Consider the following 19749-nt stretch of genomic DNA (forward strand, 5'->3'; position numbering starts at 1 on the left):
AGAGGGTCCGGAGGCTGCCGTTGGTCTACGCCTGCGAAATACTGGTGGAGTTGCGGCGATTACGGCGTTCGGCGGAACTTTCAGGAACGGGAAAACGAGGCAGGGGCTGACGTGCACGAAGACGGAAACGGCGATGGGCGCCAAGCTGGATCCGGGGGTGCCCCCTCTGGGGGAGTGTCCGGAACCGGTGTGGGCCGGCCTGAATTCCTGGACCTGGAGCGCGAGCTGACGGTGTTGTTCCGGCGGGCCCGGGCCAAGCAGGGCGAGATGGCCCGCGAGGTCCACCCGGACCTGGAGTCGGCGGCGTACGGGCTCCTGGTCCGTCTCGACGAGTACGGCCGGCAACGCGCGACCGACCTCGCCGCCTATATCGGCGTCGGCAAGGCCACCATGTCCCGTCAGCTCCGGGCGCTGGAGGACCTGGGGCTGGTCGCGCGTGAGCCGGATCCTGCCGACGGGCGGGCCTGGCTGGTGCACCTCACGGAGGTGGGGCGCAGCCGGGTCGGCAGGGTGCGGGAGGCGCGGCGGGAGCGGTACGTCAGTCAGTTCGCGCAGTGGGACCCGCGGGAGGTCGCGGAACTGGCGAGGCTGCTGCACCAGTTGAACCTGGGGATGGAGAAGCAGTAAGCAGACGCAGGGTCGCCTCCGTCACCTCCGTCGGGATGGTTGTGGAAGGTCGGGCGGGCGCCGAGCAGCCGGGCCTGGCCGGAGGCGGTGACGACGGCCAGCAGTTCGGGCGGGAAGCCGGGGCCGTGGTCGCGGATCGGGACGACCGGGCAACCGGAGCCGTGGTCGCGGATCCGGACGACCGGCCCGGCGCCGCCCCTGTCCGTTTCGGCGTCCGTCGCGACGTCCACCTCGACCGTCACCGGCGAGGCGCCGTGCCGCAGCGCGTTGGCGACCAGGTTGGTGAGGATGCGCTCCACACGCCGCGGATCGGTCTCCGCGGCGTGTCCGCGACGATCCGCACGTCCACCCGCCCCTGCGCCCCGTCGAGCCCGGCGACCGAGCGGCGGGCCATCGCGCTGACCTGGCGGGGCCCGGTCTCCACCGCCACCGCGTGGGCGTCGAGGCGGGCGACCTCCAGGACGTCCTCGACCAGCCCGCGCAGCTTGCGCACCCCGCCCGCCACCAGGTCGGTGGCCGGGCCGGGCGGCAGCAGGCCGGTCGCGGTGACCATGGCGGCGACGGGGGTGCGCGGTTCGTGCGCGATGTCGGCGGTCACCCGGCGCTCGGCCTCCAGCCGGGCACCGAGCGCGCGTCGGCCATGGTGTTCACGGATGCGGCGAGCCGGGCGATCTCGTCCCGCCCTTGCGGGCCGATACGGGCGTCCAGTCACCGTGGGAGATGCGTTCCGCCGTACGGGCGGCGGCCGTGGCCCGGCGGCCCATCCGCACACCGAGGGCCAGACCGGCCAGGGACACCCCGAGGGTGGCCGCCGCCCCCGTGGTGATCAGCGTCCGGTCCAGCGCGGCCAGCTCATCGGCCTCATGGCCGTAAGGGCGCGACAGCGCGAGCACGGTGCGGTCGGAGACGCGGGTCGCCGCCCACAGCACCGGACGATCCGGTCCGTCCTGGAGGTAGGTCACGCGGACGCCGCGGCGCACCTCTTTCGACAGGGCCGCGGGCAGGTCGGGTGGGTCGAGACGGGCCGCGCACTTGCGGCCGGCCGCCTGGTCGTAGACGGCGCTCATCAGCTGCCGGTCCAGATCGGAGCGGGCCGTTGTCAGCGGCTTCCCGTCGCGGCGCACGTCCAGGGTCTCCGGGTCGAAGGCCAGGTCACCGAAGGCGAGCGGGGAGCTGTCCGGCTGCTGCCCGGCGGGCGCGGCGCGGCGCAGCAGGGCGCGGATCCGGGCGGCCGGCACCATCCCGTCGAACGGCTTGGTGACGTAGTCGTCGGCGCCGGCCTCCAGGCCCATCACCACATCCACCGGGTCGTTGCGGGCCGAGATCAGCAGCACCGGCACCCCCGACTCCTCGCGGATACCCCCCCACGCTCATCCCGGTAACTGGAAATGGCCATCCGCAGCCCGCAGTTGGTTCCAGGTGATGCCGTTCTCCACGGGAGCGAGCCCGCTCCTGTACGGGACGACCACAGTTGTACGGGACGACCACAGTTCAGGGAGGCCCGGTCGTGATCGTGTCCCCCGGCGCCTGGACCGCGTCCATGCGCGGAGCCGTCAAGTAGCCCCCACGGCTCACCACTCCACGTACACGACCGTCGCGTCGTCGTGCGTCTTGCTCCGCCCCAGATACGTACGCTCCTGCGCGTCGGCCCGCTCCAGCGCCCGCACGCGGTCCACCAGCTCCCGCGCCCCCTCCTTCCGCACGAGCCGGAAGCAGTCCCCCCAGTCCCCCTCCCGGAACTTCTCCACCCACCGGGTCGCCCCGTCCGTCAGCGCGGCCAACGCGCGCACCTCCCCCCGCGCCAGCACCCCGGTCAGCGCCCGCCCGGCCACCGACGGATCCGCGGCGGCCGTGAAGAAGCCGCCCTCCTTGTTGCGGATGTGGGCGTCGATCAAGGCGTCCGTGGCCAGGGACGCGCGGGGCAGGCGGGACAGGCGGTCGTCCAGGTAGGGAGTGATCGCGCCGTCCGGCGACTCCACGAGCAGGGCCGAGTCCGAAAGGATCAGGTACTCCAGCGACTCCGCCGACCACCGCGCCAGAACCACCGTTGCCTGTGGGGTGCGTGGGTGAGAAAGGTCACAGGTTTCGGTGTGGGCCTCAGCGGTACGTGCGATGGCGCGGGCCAAGGCGTCGACGAGGGGAACATCAGGGAGTGAAACGGTCAGTTCGGTCAGGGCTCCGCCCAGCCGGGCGGTGAACCAGGGGACGGAATGCAGACAGCCCGTCTCACCCCTCGGTGGGGTCACGCCGTCCAGGACCACCAGTGCGCCACCCCGTCCCGAGGCGGGAAGGCCGACGCTCGCGAAGTCCTCGTTGGGGCGGGCCGGGTCGCCGGGCTCCGAAACAAGCTCTGTTCGCATCCGGCCAGTCTGCACGAGGCCTTCACAAGGTCCACGGAGGGGTTGCGTTGGTTGCTGAATGGGTGCAGCGCTGCAGGTCAGGCGCCTGATTTGGGGTGGAATGGCTCACTCCAGCCAGACGTGGCGGCGAATACTGCCATCGCCTGCCGCAGACGTCCAACCGGCCCGCCGTGCAAGGCATGTGCACGCGCCAGAGGAACTTGCCCGCCAACTCCCCTCCGGGGTTCACTCCTTCGGGTGGCGGGTCAGGTGATGCGCGGCCGCTGCCCACCGGCACTGGGAGGGTCGGGAACCGCATCGAGTGTACGTACAGTCGGCAGCAGTTGACGGAGCGTCACTCGGACCCATGGGTATCACGAGTCAGGAATGCGAGCACCGGTGCAGAAGATGCGGCCTCGTCGCTCAGGCAAGCAGACGTCCTCCGCAGGGGGCGCGCAGTCCACGCCCGGCACCACACATGGCACGACGAACGGCACAACGGCCGACGTCGCACCCGCCGGCAAGGGGCGCCCGACTCACGTACGGAACCGGCTGATCGTCGCCGTGACCGTCGTGGCCGCCGCCATCGCCGGAGCCGGAGTGCCCTCGGTCGTCGCCGCCTCCGGGCAACTGCACGACTCCCAGAAGCTGGTGACCCTCGCCGAGCAGACCGAGGACGCGCTCACGCTCGCGCACTCCCTCGCCGACGAGCGCGACGAGGTCACCTCCTATGTCGCCGCCGGACGGCCCAAGTCCAAGGCGCCGAGCGAGCAGCGCAGCGTCCGCGTCGACCGGCAGGTCGAGGAGTTGCGCGCCGACACCGACACGCCCGCCTCGCTGCGCGCCGACCTCGACGACATCGCGGCCCTGCGCAGGGCCGCGCTCACCGGCAAGAGCACCGCGCTGGAAGCGCACAAGGCCTACTCGGTCACCATCACCGAACTCCACCGGCTCGCCGAGCAGCTGGCCGAGCAGATGCCGCCCCGCGCCGGCGCCGGCGCCTACGCCCTCGCCGAGCTGGACTCCGCCGTGCAGCAGGCCGCCGCCGCCCGCGGGCTGCTGCTCGCCGCCCTCAGCGTGCCGACCACCACCGAGACCGTCATCGACCCGATCACCGGCCTCGCGACCACCCGGAAGACCTCCTCGGACGCCGACGCCAAGCAGCGCGCCGCCCTCGGCGCGGCCGCCCAGCAGGCCCGCCTGCGCTCCGACGCCGCCCTCGCCGACTTCCACGAGACCGCTCCCAAGACCGCGCGCACCTCGTACGACTCCACTGTCAACGGCCCCGAGGTCGCCACCGCCGAGCGCTATCTCGCCGCCCTCACCGACGAGGCCGTGCTCTCCGACCGGGACCTGGCCACCAACACCCAGCGTGCCGAGGCCGCCCTCTCCTCCCGCGTCGACCTGATGCGCGGCGTGGAGTCCGCGCTCTACGACCGCCGCACCAAGGCCCTCGAACAGCTCCGCGACGACGACGTCACCGCACTGGAGATCCGCATCGCGATCCTCGGCGCGCTGATGCTGCTCGCCGTGGGCGTCGCCACGGGCATGGCCCGCAGCCTCACCCGGCCCCTCGCCGTCCTGCGGCTCGGCTCCGCCCGGCTGGCCCAGGCCGAGGACCTGGCGGCCGAAGAGCCCGTCAAGTTCACCGGCCGCAAGGACGAGTTCGCCCAGGTCGTCAACTCCGTCAACGCCCTGCACGCGCACGCCGTCGCCCTCCACGAGCGCATCGCCACCCTGGAGTCCGACCGCAAGCACCTCGTCGGGCAGCGCCAGAAGATGGCGGACGCCCGCGAGGAGCTGCGCACCGAACTCGCCGACTCCGCCGCCCAGTTGGAGCGGCTGCGGGACACCATCGGCTCCACCTTCGTGAACCTGGCCCTGCGCACCCTCGGCCTCGTCGAGCGCCAACTCACCGTCATCGAGAGCCTGGAGGAGCGCGAGCAGGACCCCGACCGGCTCGCCACGCTCTTCAAGCTCGACCACTTCGCCACGGTCATGCGCCGGCACAGCGAGAACTTCCTCGTCCTGGCCGGTACCGAGCACGTCCAGCAGCACGCCGGACCGGTTCCGCTCGTCGACGTCGTCCGTGCGGCGGTCAGCGAGATCGAGCGGTACGAGCGGGTCCGCATCGCCGCGCTCCCGCCGCACGCGCACGTGGCGGGCTTCGCGGCCGACGACCTCTCCCACCTCCTGGCCGAGCTGATGGAGAACGCGTCGTCGTTCTCCCCGCCCGACCTGCCCGTCGAGGTCTCCGGCTGGCTGCTGGAGAGCGGCGAGGTCATGCTCTCCGTCCACGACGAGGGCATCGGCATGACCGCCGAGCGCATGACCCGCCTCAACTCCCGCCTCGCCGAATTCGACCCCGAGGCCACCTACGACCAGGAGGGCGACGACGGCCTGGGCCTCGGCCTCTACGTCGTCGCCCGCCTCGCCCACCGCCACGGCATCCGTGTCCAGCTCCGCGAGCAGAAGCAGGGCGGGGTCGCGGCGGTCGCGGTCCTGCCCGGGGGCCTGCTGGCAGCCGCCCCTGCGGCCGCGGTCCCTTCGGAGTCACCGCACCACACCGGCACCCAGACCTTCTCCCTGCCGGGCGCCGACGCGGAGGCCAACTCCAACGTCCTGCGCGGCCGCGCGAAGAGCGGCGACCCGCTGGTCGCGCTGGTGGAGAAGGTCGTACGGGAGACGGCAGAGCGGCAGCCGGGGCCGGGTACCCCTGAGGCCGAGCAGGAGCGGGAGCACCCTGCCGAGACCACGATGGAACTCCTGATCCCGGCCCAGCCGACGGGTGAGCCGACACCCGCCGGGCAGCCGGTATCCGATCCCGAGATCGCGGACTCCACGACCGAAGCCCCCACGTCCGCAGCCGTTCCGGCGACCGCCGATCCCGCGTCTGCAGCTGTTCCCGCAGCTGACGATCCCGCGACCGCGACCGCGACCGTTCCCGCGTCCGCGACCGATCCTGCGACCGCCGATCCCGCGGCCGCCGACGGCGAGGACGCCCCACAGGGGCCACCCGCACCCGACGACGATGTCCGCACCGGTGGTGCGGGTGGGAACGAACCCGCCGAAGGCGAAGTCGAGGCGGACACCACACACGAGCGCGTCCCTGACCACCCCGACCACCCGGACCACCCCGAAGAACCCGAAGAACCCGTCACGGACAAGGGCCTCCCCAAGCGCACCCCGAAGATCACCACCCCGGCCCAGGCCCCGCGCCAGCGGACCGGCACCGTGAACGCCGACGCCCTCCGCAGGAGGCTCGGCGGCTTCCGCAGGGGCGCTGAGGCCGGCTACCGCGACGTAGAGGCGGAGATCGCCGAACACACGGGCCAGACCGAGGCACCGACAGCCGGATCCGCAGGATCCACAGGACGCACCGAATCCGAAGCAGCCACGGGGGGCACAGTCGAGGAGGCAAGCAGTTGACCGCGCCCAGTACCTTCGGACTGAGCAGTGAAGCCCGCAACCTGCACTGGTTGTTGACGAATCTGGTCGAGGAGGTGCCGGGCATCCAGTCAGTCGCGGTGGTCTCCTCCGACGGATTGCTCCTGCTCTCCTCGGACCACGCCCTCAACACCCAGGCCCGGGAAACCGGGAGGGACAAGCCCACCGGCCCCCACGGCTCCTCCGCCGACCTCGCCACCATCGTCTCCGGCATCGGCAGCCTCACCATCGGCGCCGCCAAGCTGATGCAGTTCGGCGGCGTGAAGCACACGATGGTGGCGATGGACGAGGGCAGCCTGTTCGTGATGTCCATCAGCGACGGCTCACTGCTCGGCGTGCACGGCTCCGCGGAGTGCGACATGAGCGTGGTGGCGTACCACATGGCGCTCTTCGTCGGCCGCGCCGGCCACGTCCTGACTCCCGAACTCCGCAGCGAGCTACGGAAGTCCCTCGAGACCGCGTCCGCAGGGAGTACCCGATGAGCAACGCCCCGCAGAACAGGCCCGAGCTCCCCGTCCGCGGCGGCGACCGCAAGCCCGCGCGTGTCCGCCCGTACTCGCTCACCGGCGGCGTACCCGCTTCGGCCACGTCCTGCTCGTCGAGACGTTCGTGGCGGCGCTGGAGGCGCCGCAGGAGCGCAGGGAACTGACGAATGGTTCCCTCAACACCCGGGTCATGCCGGAGATGCGGGCCATCGTCGAACTGTGCCGCCGTATGCGCACGGTGGCCGAGATCGCCGCGCTGCTTCAGATGCCGCTCGGCGTGGTCCGCGTGCTCCTGAGCGACCTCGCGGACCAGGGAAAGATCCGGGTGTACGGCACGGGAACCGGCCACGGCACGGGCCGGCCGGACCGCGCTCTGCTGGAAAGGGTGCTGAGTGGACTCCGTCGTCTCTGACGCCGCTCGCGGTGTCTCCCCGCTCCTCGCCGAAGAGGGGCCCGAACAGCCCTGGCAGACGGACCGCACCCGAGCCCCGATCGCCACGAAGATAGTCGTGGCCGGCGGCTTCGGCGTCGGCAAGACCACGCTGGTCACCGCCGTCTCGGAGATCACGCCCCTGCAGACCGAGGCGCTGATGACCGAGGCGAGCGAGGAGACCGACGACCTCTCCTCGACGCCCGGCAAGCTGACCACCACCGTGGCCATGGACTTCGGCCGCCTCACGCTCGACGACGACCTGGTGCTCTACCTGTTCGGCACGCCGGGCCAGCAGCGGTTCTGGTTCATGTGGGACGACCTGGTGCGCGGCGCGATCGGCGCGGTCGTCATGGCCGACACCCGGCGGCTGAAGGACTGCTTCCCGGCGCTGGACTACTTCGAGAGCTGCGGACTGCCGTACGTCGTCGCGGTCAACCACTTCGACGGCAGTGAGCGGTTCGAGCCGGAGGACGTGCGGGAGGCGTTGACGATCCCCGCGCACATACCTGTAATGATCATGGATGCGCGGCGGCGGATCTCGGTGATCGAGACTTTGCTGTCTCTCGTCGGCCACGCACTGGACGTCACCCCCGAGTAGGAGAACACCCCGGCATGCGGAAGATACTCGTCGTCGGAGCCGGCCAGTCCGGCCTCCAGATCGCCCTCGGACTCCAGTCGCACGGGTACGAGGTCACCCTGATGTCCAACCGGACCGCGGACGAGATCCGCTCCGGCCGGGTCATGTCCACCCAGTGCATGTTCCACACGGCACTGCAGCACGAGCGCGATCTCCAGCTGAACTTCTGGGAGTCCCAGGCCCCGAAGATCGAAGGGCTCGGCGCCTCGGTGGCGGCTCCCGGCTCCTGGGGCGAGGGCCCCGCGGCGCGGGCGATCGACTGGGTGGGCAACCTCGACGGGTTCGCGCAGTCGGTCGACCAGCGGGTGAAGATGGCCGGCTGGATGGAGACGTTCGCACAGCGCGGCGGCCAACTGGTCATCCACGGCGCGGCGGTCGGCGACCTCGACTACTTCTCCCGTACGTACGACCTGGTGCTGGTGTCGGCCGGCAAGGGTGAGCTCGTCCAGATGTTCGAGCGGGACGCGGAGCGGTCCCCGTACAGCGAGCCGCAGCGGGCGCTCGCCGTGTCGTACGTGCACGGTCTCGGCCCGCGTCCGGAGCACCCGGACATGGAGGCCGTCCGCTGCAACCTCGTCCCCGGCGTCGGCGAGCTGTTCGTCATGCCCACCCTGACGACCTCCGGACGCGCGGACATCCTGTTCTGGGAGGGCATACCCGGCGGGCCGCTCGACGTCTTCGACGGCGTGAAGGACCCGGCGGAGCACCTCTCCCTGACCCTGGAACTCATGGAGAAGTACACCCCGTGGGAGCACGCGCGGGCGACCAAGGCCGAGCTCACGGACGCCGGCGGCGTGCTGAGCGGACGGTACGCGCCGACCGTGCGCAACCCGATCGGGCGGCTGCCCGGTGGCGGCCTCGTGCTGGGTGTGGCGGACGTCGTCGTGGCGAACGACCCGATCACCGGGCAGGGCTCCAACTCCGCGTCCAAGTGCGCGGCCGCCTACCTCGCCTCGATCGTCGAGCACGGGGACAAGGAGTTCGACGAGGCGTGGATGCGCGCCACCTTCGACCGGTACTGGGCCACCGCCCAGCATGTGACCAAGTGGACGAACGCGATGCTCGCGCCGCCGCCGGAGCACGTTCTCAACCTCATCGGCGCGGCGGGCCAGTTGCCGCCGGTCGCCGACCGGTTCGCCAACGGGTTCAATGATCCGTCCGACTTCGAGAACTTCTTTTATGAGCCGGAGAAGACCGAGGCTTACCTCGCGGAGGTTTCGGGGGCCTGACCTCCGGGCGGACGGCTCCGAGGACCGGGTTCGACGCGATCGGCGAGATCTTGACCTTCTCGCCGGTGCGCGGGGCCTGGACCACCTTGCCTTTGCCGAGGTACATGGCCACGTGCGTGGCGTCCGGGAAGTAGACGATCAGGTCGCCCGGGCGCAGTTCGGTCAGCGGGACGCGGTCGAGCCGCGCCCACTGCTCCTGGCTCGTGCGGGGGATCGGGGTACCGGCGTGGGCCCATGCCTCTGACGTCAGGCCCGAGCAGTCGTACGACTTCGGGCCCTCCGCGCCCCACTTGTAGGGCTTTCCCACCTGCTTCTTGGCGTAGCGGATGGCGCGGGCGGCCTCGCGGGACGGTTTGTGGTCGTCTTTGGCGAGGGCGCCGGACGCCATGAAGGCCCTCTGGGACTCGGCGACGTCCTGCTTCTCGAATGCGGCCAGGGCGGTGAGCTGTGCGGCGGTGAGGGAGGCGAGGAGTTCCTCGACCTTCTTCAGACGCTTGCGTACGGCGTCCCGGTTCTTCTTCTGGCGTTCGGCCAGGGCGAGTTGGGCGTCCAGGGCCTTGCGGGCCTGGCGGGCCAGCCCGTCGGCCTTCCTTTCCGTGCCGGTCAGGCGGCCGACCGTCTCGGCGCGCTCGCGTGCCAGCCGGCCGATGACATGGCCCTGGTCCAGGGCGTGCTGGGGGTCGCGGGCCAGGAGCAGGCGGACGTACGGGGAGATGTCGGTGCTGTTCTGGTACTGCTGGCGGGCCAGGCGGCCGGCCGCTCCCCGGCTGTCGTGCAGGGAGAGGCGGGCGCGGGCCAGGGCGGTGTCCAGGCGGGTCACCTCGGTGCGCTGTTTCTCCAGCTTCTCCTCGGTGGCGTTGTAGGTCTCCGTGGCCCGCTCGGCCTCGCGGTACAGGCGCTGAAGGTCGGTCAGGAGTTCTGCCGTGGATCGCGCTCGGGGTTCGCGGGCCACGGCGGCCGCTGCGGGTGCCGGCGAGAGGAACGGTGCCGGCGAGAGGAGCATGGCGGCCGTCGTCGCGGTCGCCGTTGCCGCCGCCGTGCATGCCAGACGTAGGAGTCTTCCTGACACGTCATCACCTCCGGTGCGGAGAGGCTCTCTGCTCCACACCGTGAGGATTAGACCGGGGCGGCGGGTTTGCGCGGCGGGTGTGCGCGGTTCGGCGCAGCGGCGTCACTCGTCCGTGGTGTCCGGCTTGCGCTGCGGCGTGGCGTCTGGCTTGGACCACGGCCAGTTCAGACGGCGGGTCTGCCTTCCTTCGGGGGCGTACTCGTACTTCCAGCGCCGGGAGAGACCCATGTGGGCGCCCGGTGTGCGGGGGACGCGGTGGTAGACGAGGACGGTCGGCGGGCCGCCGTGGGGGTCGGGGACGGGGATGCGGTACGTCTTGGGCGGGTGGCCGGTGATGCCCAGGAGCACCGGCAGTACGCGGCCGTCCATGGGGCCGCCCTCGAAGGGGGTCTCTTCGCTCTTCACGGCACCAGTCTCAGCCATCCGCCGCAAGCTTGGGCGTCAGCTCCGCGGTCTGGGGGTCTCGGGCCGCCGTGACGGAGAGTACGGCGACGAACTGGTCGACCAGCCAGTCCCGTAGTTCCTCGACGGGGGGCTGCTTGTCCTCGTCGAGCCAGATGAGGGAGGCCGCCTCCACGGCGGTGATCCACATCCGTACGGTCATGCGCAGGCGCAGGCCGGGGTCGGTGATCTCCAGGTGGCTGAGGATGTGCTCGGCCGCGGCGCGGCGTACGCCATCGACTATGGCCGTCGTACGGGACGTCTCCACGACGCTGCCGCCCTGGAGCAGCGCGCTGAACCCGGCGTCGTGCTCGTCCACGAAGGCGAGGTAACGGTCGAGGGCGCGGGCGAGGCGGGGCAGGAGCGGGCCGTTCGGGGGTTCGTCGAAGCAGCGCTGGAGCTCTTCGGCGGCCGAGCGGAGGGCGGCCTCGTAGAGCTGCTGCTTGCCGCCGGGGAAGTAGCGGTACACCAGGGGCCGGGACACGCCGGCCGCCTCTGCCACGTCGTCCAGGGACACGTCCTCGGGGGCTCGGTGTGCGAAGAGGGTGAGGGCGGCGTCGAGGAGCTGGCTGCGGCGTTCCTCGACGCTCAGGCGGCGGTAGGCGGGGGCGGCGGGCATGGGATGAAGCCTAGTCGCCGCGGGGGTGCGGGGATTCGGCGGACGCGGGTCCGTTGTGGCTGGTCGCGCCCACGCAGCAGAGTCGCACACCGGTACGGTCCCGCGCCCCCAAGAGGGCGGCACTCCTTAGCGCCGGGTTGCGCGACCCACCCCCGCCCGGCCCCCCTTACGCCAGCAGCCCGGACGACCTCCACAGCCGCCGCCCCGCCCCCCGCAGCACCCCGATGTCGTCCAGGAAGTCCGTCAGCTTCTTCGCCCCCGTCTGCATGACCTCCCGCCGGTGTCCGCTCGCCTTCACCTGCGCCATCGCCTCCCGCTTGTCCAGGCCCACGTTCGTGTAGACCTCGGGATTCACGAACGCCACCGAGAACACCCGCGCGAACTCACCGGAGGTCACCCGCGTGAACTCCTGGGACCACTTCGGGGCCGTCAGCATCTGGCGGCGGAGTTCCTCGCGGGCGTAGCGGACGTGGCGGGCCTCCTCGACCACGTGGATGCGGGTGACGCCGCGTATCAGGGGTTGTACGCGCTCGTCGGGGAAGGTCAGGCGCTGCATCCAGTCGAGGACCTCCTCGCCGAGGAGGGTCGCCGTGAAGGAGCCGGGGGTGGTGGAGATCGTCTTGAAGAGGCGGCCCAGCTGCTGGTGGGTGCGGCTGACGGGGTACCAGGGGGTGTCGCCGTGGGAGATCAGGCGGGCGAACATCTTGGAGTGGCGGCACTCGTCCTCGATCTCGGTGAGTGCGTAGCGGACGTGTGCGCTCGTTGCTGATTTGTCGTAGATGTGGCGGACCAGGAGCTGCATGAGGATGAGCTCGAACCAGATCCCGAGCGAGGCCAGTGCGGCGGCCTCGTGCCGGGAGAGCAGGAGGCGTTGTTCCTCGCTCATCCGCTTCCACAGGGGGGTGTCGTAGAGGGAGAGGAGCTCCGGGGGCCAGAACCACTTGCCCTCCTCGAAGGGCGCGTCCCAGTCCAGTTCCCTGTCGGGGTCGAAGGAGTGCTTGGCGGAAGAGGCGAGGAGGCGCTCGGCCACCTGTTCGCGGTCCTTGAGCAGGCCGAGTGCGTCGCGCAGTCCGTCCAGCGCGGCGTCTTCCGTCAGGGTCGTCATCGGTCCCTCACCTCGTTACCGGGGGTACGTCGTCCGCGTCTTATGAGACTGCTTGTCAGCAAGACCGTCAATCCCCTGCGCAAGACTTGTTGACCCGGCGTCTACTACGTGTGAGCCTGCCGGACATGCCGACATTCGACGTGTACGCCAACGATCCGGGAGACCCTCTCTGGCAGGTACCCGCGACCGGCGCGGCCCGTTTCAGCTGGGAGTACGACGACGGCCGCGACCGGCTGCTGGCCCTGTACCAGAAGGGCAAGGACAAGCAGTGGGACGGGCAGTCGAGGATCGACTGGGACCTGGAGGTCGATCCGTACGACGCGCTCGGTACGCCGGAGGAGGCGATGGCCCTGTACGGGACGCCGTACTGGGCGAAGATGAGCGAGCGGGAGAGGGGCGAGCTGCGCAAGCACTACGCCTCCTGGCAGTTCAGTCAGTTTCTGCACGGCGAGCAGGGCGCGATGATCTGTGCGGCGCGGATCGTGGAGTCGGTGCCCGATCTGGACGCGAAGTTCTACTCGGCGACGCAGACGATGGACGAGGCGCGGCATGCCGAGATCTACGGGCGCTTTCTGCACGAGAAGATCGGGATGGTCTATCCGATCAACGACAACCTGCAGTCGCTGCTGGGTGACACGCTGCGGGACAGCCGTTGGGACATGCCCTACCTCGGTATGCAGGTGTTGATCGAGGGGCTTGCGCTGGCCGCCTTCGGGATGATCCGGGACACCACCGACAAGCCGCTGCCCAAGCAGATCCTGGCGTATGTGATGCAGGACGAGGCGCGGCACGTGGCCTTCGGGCGGATGGCGCTGCGGGACTACTACAAGCAGCTGACCGATGCCGAGCTCCGCGAGCGCGAGGAGTTCGTCATCGAGGGCTGCTATCTGATGCGCGACCGGCTGCGGGGCGTGGAGGTCCTGGAGAACTTCGGGATCCCGAAGGCCGAGGCGGAGCAGATCAGTGAGCGGTCGGAGTTTCTGCGGTTGTTCCGGCGGCTGCTCTTCTCTCGCATCGTCCCCTGTGTGAAGGACATCGGGCTGTGGGGCGAGCGCCTTCAGCAGGCCTATGTGCACATGGGGGTGTTCGAGATGGGGGACTCGAACCTGGACCTGCTGATGGCTCAGGACGAGGAGATCGCCGAGAAGCTCGACGCCGAGCGGTTCGCGGTGGAGGAGCGGGAGCGGGTGGCGGAGGTGGAGGAGGCGATCGAGGCGGGCGGTGAGGGCTAGAGCGAGCAGCCCAGGTCGTCCGGCACTTCGCCGAGTACCGGCTGCGCCCCCTGCGGCGGGAACGACGTGCGCAGGGTGAAGGCGTACGGGGTCGGGCCGTTGGTGCGCAGGTGCAGGAGGCGCGACTCCGCCTCCGCGACCGTCGGGCGGTGGCCCGCGGGGACCCACCACAGAGCCGTCATCGCCTCCTGCACCCGTTCGAACCACTCCCGGCGGCGGGCCAGCATCTCGCGGTGACGGCCCTGGTACATGTACGCCGTCAGGGCGTTCGTGTCCCGCCACATCGTCAGGTTGATGATCAGCCAGTCGTCGCCGAAGACGCTCACGTCCGTCGCGTCGCCGGAGTCGTCCTGCAGTCGCCAGACGAAGCCGTCGGCGGCCTCGGCGTCGGCGTTCACGGGGTCGAGGTTGTCGACGAAGTCCTTCAACTGCGGTGAGTCCAGCGGGGCCTTGAGGCGCGCGATGTTGACCTGGGCGAGTTCGTAGGCTGATTCCGGGGCGGTGGATGGCGTCATGGACCGAACGATAGGTCGGGGCGCGGCCGCGGGCCCAGGGTGCGTCTCAGTACGTGGGCACATGTCCCTCTTTCACAGAGTGGACGGAGTGTGCGTGAGTACCTGTGTACCGGCGTCTTACGGGCGGGAAACCGTGCCCTGACCGGCCCGCCCGTAGCCTCACGGGGCATGACGGGGAAAGTACTGACCACCTTCCGCTCCATCGTCCGCCGCCCGGCCGGCCTTCCCGGGTGGAACTCCATCCGGGGCCGGATGGCCATCGTGCTGGCCGTTCCGACCTGCCTACTGCTCACTCTGATCGGGCTCGGCGTCGCCGACCGGGCCGCCGACTGGTCCGCCGCCCGGGAGACCGAGGCGCATGTCGGGGTGCTGTTGCGGGGGCAGGAGCTCGTCCGGGAGGTGCAGCGCGAACGCGGGCTGACCAACGGGCTGTTGGGCGGCGAGGCCGGGTACCGCGACGACGTCGCCGCGCAGCGCGGCCGTACCGACGAGGCACGGGACGCCCTGCGTGCCGCGCTCGAAGAGGAGAGCGGTGCGCTGCCCGACGCCGCGGTCTTTGCGCTGCGGGCCGCCGACGATCCCCTCGCCGCCCTCACCGCGACGCGCGAGGGCGTCGACGCCGGCACCGCCGACCGTGCCGCCACCCTGCGCACGTACACCAAGGCCGTCACCGCCCTCATCGACGCCGAGTCGGCCGGCGCCCCGGACGGCGACCGGGGGATCGCACAGGGCGTGCAGGCGCTCCAGGCCCTCGCCCGCGCCACGGAGGCCGTCGCTCTCGAACGCGGCTCCCTCAACGGGGTGTTCGCGGCCGGGCGGTTCCGTGCCGGGGAGTACCTCGACTTCACGGAGGTCCGGGCCGCCCGGGTGGCCGCGCTGGGGCAGTTCCGGCAACTCGCCGGGGTAGAGGAGGAGTCCGCGCTCGACGGTGCCTTCGGCACAGCTGCCGCGCGCCGGGTCGGCGGGTACGAGACGCGGGCCGAGCGGGGGGCCGACGGGTCCGCTCTCGCCGTTCCCCCTGGCCGTTGGTGGGCCGACATGACGACCCTCGTCGACGATCTGCACGACGTGCAGCGGGCGGTCGGGGACGACGTCCGTGCGCGTGCCGCCGAGGCCGGTTCCGCCGCCACCCGACAGCTCGGTGGCTTCCTCGCGCTCGGGGCGCTGATCCTCGCCGTGGCCGTCGCGCTCGCCGTCTTCTCGGCCCGCTCCATCACCCGGCCGCTGGGCGCCCTCGCCGACGAGGCGGACGCCGTTGCCGGGAGCCGGCTGCCCGACGCCGTCCGGCGGATCCAGGAGGCCGACCCCGACACCCCGCCCGCGCCGCAGTTCGCACGGCCCCGGCCGCCCGGGGGCGCACGGGAGATCAGCCGCCTGGCCGCGGCCCTGCGCAACGTCGAGGACACCGCCGTAGGACTCGCCGCCGAGCAGGCCGTCCTGCGCCGCACCAGCACCGAGTCCCTGGCCAGCCTCGGCCGGCGCAACCAGAGCCTGCTCACCCGGCAGCTCGGCCTGATCACCACCCTGGAGAGCCAGGAGCTCGACCCGGACGCCCTCGCCGAGCTCTTCGAACTCGACCACCTCGCCACCGGGATGCGCCGCAACGCCGAGTCCCTGCTGGTGCTCGCCGGTGAGGAGTCGCCGGCCCGATCCTGGAAGGGCACGGTCGCCGTCGCCGACGTGGTGCGCTCTGCCGTGTCGGAGGTCGAGCAGTACCGGCGGGTGGCCGCGGTGGACGTCCAGCAGTGCGGCGTCCGCGGCCACTGCGTCGCCGAACTGTCCCACCTGCTCGCCGAGTTGGTGGAGAACGCGCTGATGTTCAGCCCGCCCGAGCAGCCCGTCGAGGTCTACGGCTGGCGCGACGGCGCCGAGTACTGCCTGGCCGTCGTGGACCGGGGGATCGGGATGACCCCGGAGCTCCTGGCCGAGTCCAACGCCGTGCTGGCCGGCCAGGGCGACTCCCTGCACACCGCCCCGACCAGGTTCCTGGGCCACCACGTCGTCGGCGCCCTCGCCGCCCGCCTCGGCGCCCATGTCGAGCTGCGCCCCACCCAGGGCACGGGCGTCACCGCGTACGTCGCCCTGCCGGCCGTCCTGGTTCAGGAGCCGACGTCAACCGCGGCCCTGCGACGGTGACTTCAGCACCGCCTCCATCACCGCCCGCGCGATCGGGGCCGCGTCCCCGCCCCCGCTGATCTCACCCCGGTCCGCGTCCGCGTCCTCCACCACCACGGCGACCGCGACCTTGGGCTCCAGGTCGCGGTCGCCCTGCGCCCAGGAGACGAACCAGGCGTACGGCGTCCCGGAGTTGCCGAGGCCGTGCTGGGCCGTACCGGTCTTGCCGCCGACCGTCGCGCCGGGGATCCAGGCGTTCGTGCCGGTTCCCTCGCGCACCGCGTCCGCCATCAGTTCCTTGACGAGTACGGCGGTCGACGGGCGCATGGCCTGCCGCACCGGGCGGGAGGCGGGCGTCGACACCGTGGCGCCGCTCGCCCGGGTCGTGCGCTCCACCAGATAGGGCGAGCGCACCTTGCCGCCGTTCGCCACGGCCGCCGCGACCATCGCCATCTGCAGCGGAGTGGCCCGGGTGTTGTACTGGCCGATCGACGACAGGGCGAGCTGCGCCCGGTCCACCTTCGGGTCGAAGGTGGACTCGGCGACCGAGAACGGGATCCGCAGGTCCGCGTCGTTGAAGCCGAAGGCAGCCGCCGTCGTCGCCATCCGCCTCGCCCCCACCCGCACACCCAGCTTGGCGAACACCGTGTTGCAGGACCACTCGAAGGCCTTCCGCAGCGGGACGTCCTCGCAGCCCTCGGACTCGTTCGTCAGCGAGGTCCTGGTGCCGGGGAGGCGGTACGGATCGGGGGAGTCGGTCGGCTCGTCCAGGTCCTCGACCACGCCCGAGTCCAGCGCCGCCGCCGCGGTCACCACCTTGAAGGTCGAACCCGGCGGATACGTCTTGCGCACCGCCCGGTTGAGCATCGGCTTGTCCGCGTCGCCGTTCAGGGACTTCCAGGACCGCGCCACGGACGAGCCGTTCCCCGACAGTACGGACGGGTCGTACGACGGCGCGGACACCAGGGCCAGGATCCGCCCGGTCGCCGGTTCGATCGCCGCCACCGCGCCCTTGCGGCCGGCCAGCCCTTCGTACGCCGCCTCCTGCGCGCCCCGGTGCAGGGTGGTGACGACGTCGCCGCCGGGGTTCCGGTCGCGGGCGAGGTCGTTCCACAGCGGGAACGGCGACAGCAGCGGGTCCGTGCCCGACAGCACGCCGTCCTCGGTGTGCTCCAGGAGCGAGGTGCCGTACACCTGCGAGGCGTAGCCGGTGACGGGGGCGTACATCGGGCCGTTGGCGTACGTCCGTTCGTAGCGGAGGTGCTCGCCGGTGTCGTGGGATCCGGTGACCGGTTCGCGGCCGACCAGGATGTCGCCGCGCGGTTGCCCGTAACGGGCGATGTTGGTGCGGCGGTTGGCGATGTTGTCGTCGTAGGTCGGGGCCTCGAAGACCTGCAGGCGGGTGGCGGTCACGAGCAGCGCGATCAGCAGCAGGGCGCAGAAGAGCGCGGCATGCCGGATGTGCCGGGTCATCGGGCGGCCTCCGCACGCTCGTCGTGTCCCGTCATACGGCGGCCTCCTCGCCCTTGGGCACGCCGAGCTGACTGCGCGACCTGTCGCTCACCCGGATCAGCAGCGCCACCATGGCCCAGTTGGTCACCACCGACGAGCCGCCCTGCGCCAGGAACGGCATCGCCATGCCCGTCAGCGGGATCAGGCCCGTCACCCCGCCCGCGATCACGAACACCTGGAGCGCGAGGATCGAGGCGAGCCCCACCGCGAGCAGCCGGCCGAAGGGGTCCCGCAGGGCGAGGCCCGCCCGGTAGCCGCGCTCCACCAGCAGGCCGTAGAGGAGGAAGATCGCCGACAGGCCCGCCAGACCCAGCTCCTCCCCGGCCGTCGCCAGGATGAAGTCCGACTTGGCCGCGAAGCCGATCAGGATCGAGTGGCCGAGGCCCAGTCCCGTGCCGAGCACGCCGCCCGCCGCGAAGGCGAACAGCGACTGGGACAGCTGGTTGGGGCCCTGGCCCGCGTCGATCGACGCGAACGGGTGCTGCCAGTCCTCGACCCTGCTGTGCACATGCGGCTCCAGCTGGCCGACGGCCACCGCGCCGAGCGCCGCCAGCAGCAGGCCGAGCGCGATCCAGCCGGTGCGGCCGGTGGCGACGTAGAGCAGGACCACGAACAGGCCGAAGAACAGCAGCGATGTGCCCAGGTCGCGTTCGAGGACGAGCACCCCCACGCTCAGCAGCCAGATGGCGACGATCGGGCCGAGGACGCGCCCGGTGGGCAGTTGCAGTCGGTCGATCCCGAGGACACGACGGCCCGTGTAGGCCAGCGCGCTGCGGTTGGCGGCCAGATACGCCGCGAAGAACACCGCGAGCAGCACCTTCGCGAACTCGCCGGGCTGGATGGAGAATCCGGCGATCCGGATCCAGATGCGGGCGCCGTTCACGGACGGGAAGAAGATCGGCAGGGTGAGCAGCACGAGAGCGGCGACGACACAGACGTACGAGTAGCGCTGGAGCACCCGGTAGTCGCGCAGCAGGAGCACGACCACGATGAACAGCGCCACCCCAAGCGTGGACCACACGAGTTGGGCGGGCGCCGCCTGATCGCCCGGTGTCTCCAGGTCGAGCCGGTAGATCAGGACCAGGCCGAGGCCGTTGAGCAGCACGCCGATCGGCAGCAGCAGCGGGTCGGCGCAGGGGGCGCGCAGGCGCACCGCCAGATGGGCGACCAACGCGAGCACGCCGAGCCCCGCGCCGTAACCGGCGGCACCGGGCGGGACGGTGCCGTGCTGGGCGAGGCCGACCGCGCAGTAGCCGTACACGGAGAGCAGGACGGCCACGACGATGAGGGCCAGTTCGATGCCACGGCGCCGGGGGATCGGTACGGCGGGAGCGGGCGTGTCCGCTGCCACCAGGGTGGTTCCGGCCTTGGTCATGCCCGGAACTTACCCAAATAGTCTGCCTTGTGTGCCTTAGGACTCAGCACCAGCGCGGCGCGGCCCCGATGTTGTCGATGTACCGGGCCGCCCCCCAGGCCCAGGTGCCGTCCGCGAGCAGATACCACAGGGGGTTGCCCTGGACCCGCTGGCCCGGCGTCTTGCAGAAGATCCTGACGATGTCGCCCCGGTGGACGACCCGGATCACCTGGCTGCCGCGGTTCGGCGCACTGCGCAGCAGCAGGGTGTTCGCGGTGACGCGCCCCGTGGCGAACCGTCGCCCGCCGTTGTCCCAGTCGCCCCCGGATCCACCCCCGTCGCCCCCGGACCCGCCCAAGTCCCCCTCGGGGTCGTCCGCGGGCACGCCCAAGTCCTCCTGGGACTCGCTCGAGTTCCCCTGGGAGCCCCAGTCGTCGTCGGCGACGGCAGGCGTGGCGGCAGCCGCGAGGGCGAGAGCGCCGGCGGCTATGGATATGGCGAAGCGGGAGCGCAGGGCCATGGGGTACCTCCAGAGAGGGGTGACGAACCTGACTAATCGCCACATTAAGAGCGAGTCGACAGGGCCGCGC

At 71.4% G+C, this 19749-nt stretch carries 19 protein-coding genes and 1 pseudogene; 8 read left to right on the forward strand and 12 right to left on the reverse strand.

All coding sequences use genetic code 11. The features are described 5' to 3' along the window. The first annotated feature begins 111 nt into the window (after window positions 1-111). On the forward strand, window positions 112-627 hold the full coding sequence (locus AB5J49_RS31995; protein WP_369172336.1) for a MarR family winged helix-turn-helix transcriptional regulator: 516 nt from the start codon (window positions 112-114) through the stop codon (window positions 625-627). Here the strand turns inward: AB5J49_RS31995 and AB5J49_RS32000 are convergent. From AB5J49_RS32000 to AB5J49_RS32015, 4 genes are all read right to left on the reverse strand, one after another. Continuing rightward, entirely contained in the window at window positions 543-926 is a 384-nt protein-coding gene (locus AB5J49_RS32000; protein ID WP_369172337.1) for an ATP-binding protein, read from the reverse strand. The genes AB5J49_RS31995 and AB5J49_RS32000 overlap by 85 nt on opposite strands. Beyond that, complete coding sequence (locus tag AB5J49_RS32005; RefSeq protein ID WP_369172338.1) at window positions 866-1225, reverse strand: histidine kinase dimerization/phospho-acceptor domain-containing protein; 360 nt, start codon at window positions 1223-1225, stop codon at window positions 866-868. Before AB5J49_RS32005 ends, AB5J49_RS32000 begins: the two co-directional genes overlap by 61 nt. Beyond that, window positions 1222-1335 (reverse strand): HAMP domain-containing protein, encoded by a 114-nt coding sequence (locus tag AB5J49_RS32010; RefSeq protein WP_369175336.1) that lies wholly within the window; start codon window positions 1333-1335, stop codon window positions 1222-1224. Before AB5J49_RS32010 ends, AB5J49_RS32005 begins: the two co-directional genes overlap by 4 nt. Before the next feature lie 863 nt (window positions 1336-2198). Further along, window positions 2199-2987, reverse strand: a complete 789-nt coding sequence (locus AB5J49_RS32015; RefSeq protein ID WP_369172339.1) for a hypothetical protein — start codon at window positions 2985-2987, stop codon at window positions 2199-2201. Between the two features lie 366 nt (window positions 2988-3353). Here AB5J49_RS32015 and AB5J49_RS32020 point away from each other — a divergent pair, with 366 nt between their 5' ends. From AB5J49_RS32020 to AB5J49_RS32040, 5 genes and pseudogenes are all read left to right on the forward strand, one after another. Then, a complete protein-coding gene (locus AB5J49_RS32020) occupies window positions 3354-6395 on the forward strand; it encodes a nitrate- and nitrite sensing domain-containing protein (RefSeq protein ID WP_369172340.1) in 3042 nt (1013 codons plus the stop codon). Continuing rightward, window positions 6392-6895 (forward strand): roadblock/LC7 domain-containing protein, encoded by a 504-nt coding sequence (locus tag AB5J49_RS32025; RefSeq protein WP_369172341.1) that lies wholly within the window; start codon window positions 6392-6394, stop codon window positions 6893-6895. Before AB5J49_RS32020 ends, AB5J49_RS32025 begins: the two co-directional genes overlap by 4 nt. After that, window positions 6892-7310, forward strand: a pseudogene (locus AB5J49_RS32030) (DUF742 domain-containing protein). Before AB5J49_RS32025 ends, AB5J49_RS32030 begins: the two are co-directional and overlap by 4 nt. Next, window positions 7291-7929 carry an ATP/GTP-binding protein gene (locus AB5J49_RS32035; RefSeq protein WP_369172342.1) on the forward strand — a complete coding sequence of 213 codons (639 nt, stop codon included), beginning with the start codon at window positions 7291-7293 and terminating at the stop codon, window positions 7927-7929. Before AB5J49_RS32030 ends, AB5J49_RS32035 begins: the two are co-directional and overlap by 20 nt. Window positions 7930-7943: 14 nt before the next feature. Beyond that, on the forward strand, window positions 7944-9197 hold the full coding sequence (locus tag AB5J49_RS32040; RefSeq protein ID WP_369172343.1) for a styrene monooxygenase/indole monooxygenase family protein: 1254 nt from the start codon (window positions 7944-7946) through the stop codon (window positions 9195-9197). Here AB5J49_RS32040 and AB5J49_RS32045 read toward each other — a convergent pair. The 4 genes from AB5J49_RS32045 to AB5J49_RS32060 all read right to left on the reverse strand — a co-directional run bounded on the left by AB5J49_RS32045 (window position 9115) and on the right by AB5J49_RS32060 (window position 12431). Then, on the reverse strand, window positions 9115-10266 hold the full coding sequence (locus AB5J49_RS32045) for an NlpC/P60 family protein (protein WP_369172344.1): 1152 nt from the start codon (window positions 10264-10266) through the stop codon (window positions 9115-9117). The genes AB5J49_RS32040 and AB5J49_RS32045 overlap by 83 nt on opposite strands. A gap of 102 nt (window positions 10267-10368) precedes the next feature. Next, the gene (locus AB5J49_RS32050; protein ID WP_369172345.1) at window positions 10369-10689 is read right to left on the reverse strand and encodes a hypothetical protein; all 321 of its coding nucleotides are present in this window, start codon (window positions 10687-10689) and stop codon (window positions 10369-10371) included. Next, window positions 10682-11326 carry a TetR/AcrR family transcriptional regulator gene (locus AB5J49_RS32055; RefSeq protein ID WP_369172346.1) on the reverse strand — a complete coding sequence of 215 codons (645 nt, stop codon included), beginning with the start codon at window positions 11324-11326 and terminating at the stop codon, window positions 10682-10684. The genes AB5J49_RS32050 and AB5J49_RS32055 overlap by 8 nt, the downstream gene beginning before the upstream one ends. Before the next feature lie 166 nt (window positions 11327-11492). Further along, window positions 11493-12431, reverse strand: coding sequence for a diiron oxygenase (locus AB5J49_RS32060; protein WP_369172347.1), 939 nt, complete (start codon window positions 12429-12431; stop codon window positions 11493-11495). Between the two features lie 125 nt (window positions 12432-12556). Between AB5J49_RS32060 and AB5J49_RS32065 the strand changes: the two genes are divergently transcribed. Next, window positions 12557-13663, forward strand: a complete 1107-nt coding sequence (locus AB5J49_RS32065) for a ferritin-like domain-containing protein (RefSeq protein WP_369172348.1) — start codon at window positions 12557-12559, stop codon at window positions 13661-13663. Here the strand turns inward: AB5J49_RS32065 and AB5J49_RS32070 are convergent. Further along, on the reverse strand, window positions 13660-14178 hold the full coding sequence (locus AB5J49_RS32070) for a DUF3291 domain-containing protein (RefSeq protein WP_369172349.1): 519 nt from the start codon (window positions 14176-14178) through the stop codon (window positions 13660-13662). The two genes, AB5J49_RS32065 and AB5J49_RS32070, sit on opposite strands and share 4 nt — an antisense overlap. Window positions 14179-14346: 168 nt before the next feature. Between AB5J49_RS32070 and AB5J49_RS32075 the strand changes: the two genes are divergently transcribed. Then, the gene (locus tag AB5J49_RS32075) at window positions 14347-16314 is read left to right on the forward strand and encodes a nitrate- and nitrite sensing domain-containing protein (protein WP_369172350.1); all 1968 of its coding nucleotides are present in this window, start codon (window positions 14347-14349) and stop codon (window positions 16312-16314) included. Here AB5J49_RS32075 and AB5J49_RS32080 read toward each other — a convergent pair. The 3 genes from AB5J49_RS32080 to AB5J49_RS32090 are packed head-to-tail and all read right to left on the reverse strand — an operon-like array spanning window position 16291 to window position 19679. Next, the gene (locus tag AB5J49_RS32080) at window positions 16291-17766 is read right to left on the reverse strand and encodes a penicillin-binding transpeptidase domain-containing protein (protein ID WP_369172351.1); all 1476 of its coding nucleotides are present in this window, start codon (window positions 17764-17766) and stop codon (window positions 16291-16293) included. The genes AB5J49_RS32075 and AB5J49_RS32080 overlap by 24 nt on opposite strands. Window positions 17767-17797: 31 nt before the next feature. Then, window positions 17798-19180: an FtsW/RodA/SpoVE family cell cycle protein gene (locus AB5J49_RS32085; RefSeq protein WP_369172352.1), complete on the reverse strand. Its 1383-nt coding sequence runs from the start codon at window positions 19178-19180 to the stop codon at window positions 17798-17800. 43 nt (window positions 19181-19223) lie between these two features. Next, a complete protein-coding gene (locus AB5J49_RS32090) occupies window positions 19224-19679 on the reverse strand; it encodes an SH3 domain-containing protein (RefSeq protein ID WP_369172353.1) in 456 nt (151 codons plus the stop codon). Window positions 19680-19749 lie beyond the last annotated feature (70 nt).

Origin of the sequence: Streptomyces sp. R28, assembly GCF_041052385.1 — a bacterium.
GTDB lineage: Bacteria > Actinomycetota > Actinomycetes > Streptomycetales > Streptomycetaceae > Streptomyces.